This is a genomic window from Thermoplasmata archaeon, assembly GCA_035622275.1.
GTDB lineage: Archaea > Thermoplasmatota > Thermoplasmata > Lutacidiplasmatales > UBA184 > Lutacidiplasma.
Genome location: DASPVQ010000006.1, coordinates 67,441 through 74,212, shown reverse-complemented (window position 1 = coordinate 74,212; position 6,772 = coordinate 67,441). Strand labels below are relative to the sequence as shown.

The following is a 6,772-nucleotide window of genomic DNA, read 5'->3' as shown; positions in this document are numbered from 1 at the left end:
ACCACGGACACCTGGGCGCACCCGGCGCTGCCGGTCGGAAGCGATCCGTCGGCGATCCTCTACGACCCCGCGTCGAAGAACCTCTACGTCGCCAACGCCGGCTCGAGCAACGTCACCGTCATCAACGGCAGCACGAACTCGATCCAGGTCCGGGGGATCGCGACGGGGGCGGGCCCGGTGGCGCTCGCCGATAATCCCACTTATGGGATCGTTCTGACCGCCAACTCGCTAGCCACCAATCTTACGCGAATTCTCACGTCGTCAAATACTGTGACTGCGCCCGTGCCCCTCGCCGCGGCGCCAACATCCCTAGGCTACTCGGCGTCGACAGGGCTGGTTGCAGTCGGATTGCCGAGCTCCTCCCTCATGCCCGTGGTCCAGGCGTCGAGCGGAGTCGTAACCGCGCTCGTGGCTTCAGGTGTGGGTGTCAGTTCAGTCGTGGCTAGCCTGAACGGGAGTGACTACGTCTTCGCCAACAACACCGGGACGAAGCTTGCTCTCGTCAATGTCACGACCGGTACGGTTATCTCGAAGGATCTGGACGCGGTCAATACGCCCTCCAAGCTGGCGTTGGACCCCTCGACCGGCGCTCTGTACGCCTGGAGCAACAAGTCGCGCACTCTCACGATCGTTAACCTGAGTACATCAATGCCGACGCAGCTTTCGCCTTCGCTGGGAGCCCGACCGGGCGACGCGGCCTACGACCCGCTCTCGAACCGCATTCTGTCGACCGATCGCACATCGAACGCCATCGACTTCCTCAACGCAAGCTCCCTCTCCACCGCCCGAGAGCCATACCTGCTGCCCTCCACGCCCGACGCCATCGTGGACAGTCCTACCTCCGGGATCGCCTACGTCGGCTACTCCGGGGGCATCCAGGCCATCGACGCCGCTACCGGGGCCGCCGTCGTCAACAACACGACCCTGCTCGGCAACAACACGGACCTCATCGTCGACACGACCGCCAACCTGCTCTGGGACCTGAACTCGGTCTCCGGGCTGCTCGCGCTGCACCTGTCGACTCTCACCGGCGCGATCCTCACGGGCATCGGCATCGGCACGCTCAACCTGCGCGGGGCGACCTTCGACCCCGTCACGAACGAGCTGTTCTCCGTCGACCTCACCAACTCGAGCATCGCCGTGCTCAACGCCACGACGGGACTCGAGACCCTACCGTGGATCACGTCGGTGCCCCACGCGGTCTCCGTCGCCTACGACGCGGCCGACCAGCTCGTCTACGCGCTCGGCCGCGCCGCGTACGCGATCTCGCCCGTTACTGGAAAGATCGTCTCGGCGCCGATCTCCGTCGGGGTCCACGTGGTCGCCTGGTCGATCGTCTACGACCCGTCGCGCGCGGACCTCTACGTCGCCACGAACGGCAGCTCCGCCCTGCTGGCCCCGTACTCGGGCAACCTGACGGTCATCGACGGCGCCTCGCTCGCCGCGAGCCAGGGTTCGATCGTCACGATACCGGCCGGGCAGCTGCCGCTCGTCGCGGTGCCGGCGAATCTTCCGGGAGGTTCGGCCCCCGGCTCGGGCGAGATCTGGGTCGCCAACGATGCGTCCGGGACGCTCAGCGTGATCGCGAGCCCGCCCCAGATCTCCTACCTCGCCGCCACGCCGAACCCGATCGACGCGGGGACCCCCACCACGGTGTCGCTCGCGTACATCGGGGGGGCGGGGCCGTCCACGATCTCGTACACGGGCCTCCCCGGCTCGTGCGCGAGCGCGAATACCACGTCGCTGCCCTGCGTCCCCTCCGGCCCGGGGGCCTACACGATCGAGGCGAGCATCGTCGACTCGCTCGGTTACACCACCAGCGGCTCGACCATCCTCTCCGTGAACCCCACGATCGCGCTCACCGTGATGTTCGCAGTGCCCTGGCCCGTTGAGGTCGATGTCGGCCAGACCCTCGGCGCGTCGGTCTCGATCTCGGGAGGGACGGCGCCGATCAGCGTCGCCTGGGCGTTCGGCGACGGTTCGACCGGCTCGGGAAACTCCGTCACTCACAGTTACGCCGCCCCCGGCCGATACCTGCTCACGGTGACCGCGACCGATGCGGGTGGCGGCCTCTCGAGCAACACGTCGGCGGTGTCGGTCATGCCGCTGCCGTCGGTCGTCGTGTCCGCGTCGCCGACCAACGTGACGGATCCCGGGATCCCGGTCACGCTCGCCGCGAGCGTCAGCGGCGGTACGGCGTTGGTCAGCCAGAGCTGGAGCTTCGGGGACGGCCACGGCAGCTCGGACTCGGTCGCCCAGCACGCCTACTCCTCGCCCGGCATCTACTTCGCGACGTTCACCTACGTCGACGCGTCCGGGAACCGCGCGAGCGGGGTGCTCACGATCCAGGTGAACTCGCCGCTCTCCGCCCAGCTGACGGTGGTCGAGGGCGGGTCCTCGATCCGGGCCGGTTCCAACCTGACGCTCGAGGTCAGCGTCCACGGCGGCACGGCGCCGTACACGATCATCTGGGGGTTCGGCGACGGCTCCTACGCCTACAATCCGCAGGTCGAGCACGGCTACACGACGCCGGGCAACTACTCGATCAGCCTGTTCGTCGAGGACGCGGTGGGCGCGCAGTGGAACACGACCTACCGTCTCGCCGTGACGGCCGTCTCGACGCCGGCGCCGTCGCTGACCGCCGGCTACGAGACGCTCTTCCTCGGCCTCGTCATCGGCGCCGCCGTCGCGGCGCTGCTCCTCTACCTCGCCGGTCGCTCCCGCCGGCGCTCGCCGCCCCCGCCGACGCAGTACGCGGGGCCCGAGTCGACCGGGGCCGAGCCCGGAGCCGAGGCCGAGGGCGGCGGGATCACGCCCTGGCGGGAAGACTAGCCCGCGCTGCGCACCGAGCTCGCCCGGACGCTCGTGATCCGATAGCGCACTGGCACGCGGCGGGCCCGGTGGCTCCAGAAGTCGCAGCGCGCGCATCGCTGGCCGAGCACGATCGACTCTCCGGAGAGGGTCCGGTTGCGGATCGGGCGCAGCTCGGAGCCACAGACGGGGCACCGCTCGAACGGGCGCGGGTCGTCGCGCTCGGCGTAATGCACGCTCAATCGCACGCCGGGGAGACCGACCAGCAGTCGGCGCAGCCGTCGGCCGCCGACGGCGGCGAGCGGCTCCTCCCGGCGCAGGTAGAGCGTCAGGGCGCGGAGGAACTCCTCCTGGGACGCGAAGGAGGCCTTGCCGCCGCGCACGAGGCGACGCGCGGCCCGCTGTACCTCCTCGTCCGGCGGGCGCCGGTAGCGTGGCACCTCGCGTGGCCTACGCGGCGGCGCCGGCGCGTCGTCCTTCCCGGGCACGGATCTCCTCCTCGTAGAAACGCCGCGCGAACTCGGCCGCGACCGGCCCGATGGTGAGCGCGCCGGGGTCCGCGTCGGCAAAGTAGGTGAGCAGGGTCGCGGCGGCGGCGAGGCGCACGGCCCGGGACTTGAGGCGCGGAGAGAACTTCGGGTAGCGCGTCGTTTTCAGCGCCGCCTCCGAGACGCCGCGCAGCTCGTCGTAGAGGCTCCGATCGAGGCGGACGGCCCGGGCGCGGAACTTTCCCGCGACCAGCGGATGGCCGGTCTCGATCGCGTAGACCAGCGTGAGGTGGTCGCGGATCCGGCCGGCGAGGGCGAAGTCGAGCTCGCCGAGCTCGAGCCGCTCGGCGCTCGACTCGACCGCCCGGAACCGCTCGCGCGTCATCGGGTGGAAGCGCAGCAGCATCCGGTCCTCGAGCGCCGCGAAGTTCGGGTCGCCGATCGTGGTCCAGTAGTCCTGGGCGCCGGCGGCCCGCACGTTGTAGTTGACCGAGAAGAAGGAGCGGAACGTGTAGGGCCCGACGGTCCCGAACGTCGTCTCCCACTTCACCTCGCGCTGCTCCATCACGAGCTTGAGCGGCTCGACCATGCCGCGGTACTTGAACCAGTCATTGAACTCGGGCACGATGAAGTTGAACGTGCGGCCGGTGTAGGCGGCGCCGACGCGCAGGAACTGGGCCGGCGTGATCCCACCGCAGTAGCGGTTGCGACCGGGCAGGCCGTGGGCGGGAACGCCGGTCCTCGGGTTCCCGCGCACGAGATCGTCGATCGAGAACGTCTTGCCCGTGCCCGGCGGTCCGAAGAGCGCGAGGTGGAAGCCGGTCGCGCCGGTCACCCGGCCGGTGGGGGCGACGAGCGGGGCATCCGCGAGCGCGTACTGCTGCAGCAGGGAGATCAGCGAGTCGAAGTAGAGCGCCTCGCCGAAGAGCTCGCGCAGGTACGCGGCGAGCTTCTCGACGTCGAACGATCGGCCGAAGGCGAGCGTCGCCTCGAGCCGGTTCCGCAGGAGCTCGCGCAGGTGGTCGAGGAACTCGGAATCCATCGCCCGGATCTCGGCGGGCTCGTCGGGAACGGGCTGCAGCGCCGAGGCGTCGATCCCCTCCGAGCGGCCGACCTCGTCGAGCAACAGGCGGCGCAGCTCGTCCGGGTAGGGAACCTGGTAGATCTTGTCCCCGTGGCCCTCGGGCCGCTCGAGCAGCAGGCCGCGACGCTTGAGCCGGGTGACGAGGCGCCCCGCGTCCTCGAAGACCCGCTCGCGCAGCAGGCGCGCGCGCAGCTCGCTCAACGGAAAGCGGGCGGGTTGCGCGGCGACGCCCCGCAGCGTGCGTCGGCGGTCCGCATCCTCCACGATCGCCGCGAGGACGCGGGCCACGGGAAGGTCCGGGACCGCGATCTCGAGCGATCCCGCGCCGGCCACGTCGCGGCTACCGCTCGACCAACTTATATTAATGGGCCCTCGGGGGTCCGCCGCCGTGGCCGGTCGAAGCTCGTCGGCGTACGAGCGCGAGCTGCGGACGCTGCTCGAAGGCGACCGCGGCGCCGTTCGCGCCTACGCGCGCGGCCTGCCGCCCGAGGACCGCGCCGGCTTCGAGGAGATCGTCGAGGCGCCGTTCCTCGTCGTGCGCGGCGCGGGGTCGCTCGGCTTCGATCTGGTCGCGCTGCGCCGGGAGTTCGCGCTGCCGCTCGAGGTGAAGGCGACGTCGGAGGACGTCATCCGGTTCACGGCCGCGAGCGGCCGGGCCGAGATCCAGCTCGCCGCCCATCGCCGCGCGGTCGGGCGGGTCGGGCTGACGGTCCTCTACGCCTACCGTCGGCTCGGCCGTCGGGGCGAGGAACCCTGGCGGCTGTTCCTCGCGAGCGATCCGCCGGAGCGCGGCGTCCTCCGTCTGATCTGCCGGCGCCTTCCGCCGGTGAACACGACCCGCTCCGGGAACGGGATCCTCCGCTGGCAGGAAGGGATGCCGCTCTCCCGCTTCCTGAGCACGGTGCGCGAACTGCTCGAGCCCCCCCTCGCCTCATGAGCGTCCACGTCGCGTCGGTGGGCACCGGACGCTTCGGCAAGCGCGCCGAGTCCCAGGTCGAGCTCGCGGCGGAGGCCGCCGGCCTCGCCCTCGAGGGGATCGGCCGCCGACCGGTCGATCTGCTCGTCGTGGGGTCGATGTTCTCGCATGGGCCGCACGGCCGCGAAGCGCTGCTGCCCCGGCTCGCCGGCCGGCTCGCGCTCGAGTCGGCCGCGGGATTCCGCGTGGACTCCTCGAGCGGCACCGGGGGCATGGCGTTCCACGCGGCCGCGCTCGCGATCGAGTCCGGGCGTTTCGATCGCGCGCTCGTCGTCGCGACCGAGAAGATGACGGACCGCACGACGCTGGAGAACACGCGGGACCTCGCGGCCTCGCTCCACCCGGACGAGGTGGCGGCGGGCGCGACGATGCCCGGCCTCGCCGCGATCGTCACTCAGCGCTACCTGCAGCGCTTCGGTCGCGGGGTGGAGGTCCTCGATGCGGCGACCGCGCATGCGCGCGCGATGGCGACGCGCAACCCGGCCGCGCAGTTCTTCCGAAAGCCGATCGCGACGGCGGAGATCGCTCAGAGCCGCTACGTCGCCGCGCCGCTGCGCCTGCTGCACTGTTCGGCCATCTCGGACGGGGCGACCGCGCTCGTGCTGGAGCGCGGCGCGGGGCCCGCGACCGTGCTCGGGCTCGGCCAGGGGTTCGAGGCCCTGCGGCTGATCGACCGCGACGACCTCACGACGTTCGGGGCGAGCCGCGTCGCGGCGAAGCGCGCCTACGACGCGGCCCGCCTCGCTCCGAAGGAGGTGGAGGTGGCCGAGGTCCACGACGCGTTCAGTCCCTTCCTCTACATCCACGCCGAGGACCTCGGTCTCGTGCCGCCCGGCACCGCGCCGGACGCGCTCGCGAACGGGGAGTTCGCGCTGGACGGACGCATCCCCGTCAACCCGAGCGGCGGGGTCGTGGGCCGGGGGCATCCGGTCGCCGCGAGCGGTCTCGCGGAGGTCGCGGAGGTCGCACTCCAGTTGCGGGGGGAGGCCGGCGGGCACGCGGTGGCACGCGCCCCCCGCGTCGGTCTCGCGCACGCGATGAGCGGGATCGCGGCCCACAACTTCGTGACCCTGCTCGGACGCGAGGGGCCGTGAGCGAGCCGCGCGTCGAGCTCAGCCGCTGCGAGGCGTGCCGGGCCCGGTTCGTTCCCACCGACGGGCCCTGCCCGCGCTGCGGATCGACCGACGTCCACCCTTACGAGGCCGACCCGCTCGGCACCGTGCTCGCGTCCACCGAGATGACGAACCCGCCCCCCGGCTGGCCGGCCCCGCACCGGATCGCGCTCGTCGAGCTGCCGGAGTCCGTCCGCCTGCTCGCCGTCGTCGACGGCCCGCCACCGGCGCCCGCTACGGTCGTCTCCGTGCGTCGGGACGGGGCGGTCTATCGGGCCCGGTCGGAGCCCGCGCGCTGAGC

Annotated in this window: 6 protein-coding genes; 4 read left to right on the top strand and 2 right to left on the bottom strand. The window is 71.6% G+C overall.

The window, feature by feature from the left end:
* Nucleotides 1-2,832, top strand: a 2,832-nt coding sequence (locus VEL82_02335) for a PKD domain-containing protein (protein ID HXW66707.1), incomplete at its 5' end; no start/stop codon positions are given.
* On the opposite strand, the gene VEL82_02330 is transcribed toward VEL82_02335, so the two are convergent.
* Nucleotides 2,829-3,251, bottom strand: coding sequence for a hypothetical protein (locus tag VEL82_02330; GenBank protein HXW66706.1), 423 nt, complete (start codon nucleotides 3,249-3,251; stop codon nucleotides 2,829-2,831). The genes VEL82_02335 and VEL82_02330 overlap by 4 nt on opposite strands.
* 10 nt (nucleotides 3,252-3,261) lie before the next feature.
* Nucleotides 3,262-4,716 (bottom strand): hypothetical protein, encoded by a 1,455-nt coding sequence (locus tag VEL82_02325; protein HXW66705.1) that lies wholly within the window; start codon nucleotides 4,714-4,716, stop codon nucleotides 3,262-3,264.
* 55 nt (nucleotides 4,717-4,771) lie between these two features.
* Here VEL82_02325 and VEL82_02320 point away from each other — a divergent pair, with 55 nt between their 5' ends.
* From VEL82_02320 to VEL82_02310, 3 genes are read left to right on the top strand one after another with little or no spacing between them, the layout of a single operon-like run.
* Nucleotides 4,772-5,320: a Holliday junction resolvase gene (locus tag VEL82_02320; GenBank protein ID HXW66704.1), complete on the top strand. Its 549-nt coding sequence runs from the start codon at nucleotides 4,772-4,774 to the stop codon at nucleotides 5,318-5,320.
* Nucleotides 5,317-6,453, top strand: coding sequence for a thiolase family protein (locus VEL82_02315; GenBank protein HXW66703.1), 1,137 nt, complete (start codon nucleotides 5,317-5,319; stop codon nucleotides 6,451-6,453). The genes VEL82_02320 and VEL82_02315 overlap by 4 nt, the downstream gene beginning before the upstream one ends.
* Nucleotides 6,450-6,770, top strand: a complete 321-nt coding sequence (locus VEL82_02310; GenBank protein HXW66702.1) for an OB-fold domain-containing protein — start codon at nucleotides 6,450-6,452, stop codon at nucleotides 6,768-6,770. Before VEL82_02315 ends, VEL82_02310 begins: the two co-directional genes overlap by 4 nt.
* The last annotated feature ends 2 nt before the right edge of the window (nucleotides 6,771-6,772 follow it).

Bases quoted from the DNA above. Each gene is read 5' to 3' on its own strand.
- VEL82_02315 (HXW66703.1), top strand. From the start codon at position 5,317: ATGAGCGTCCACGTCGCGTCGGTGGGCACCGGACGCTTCGGCAAGCGC.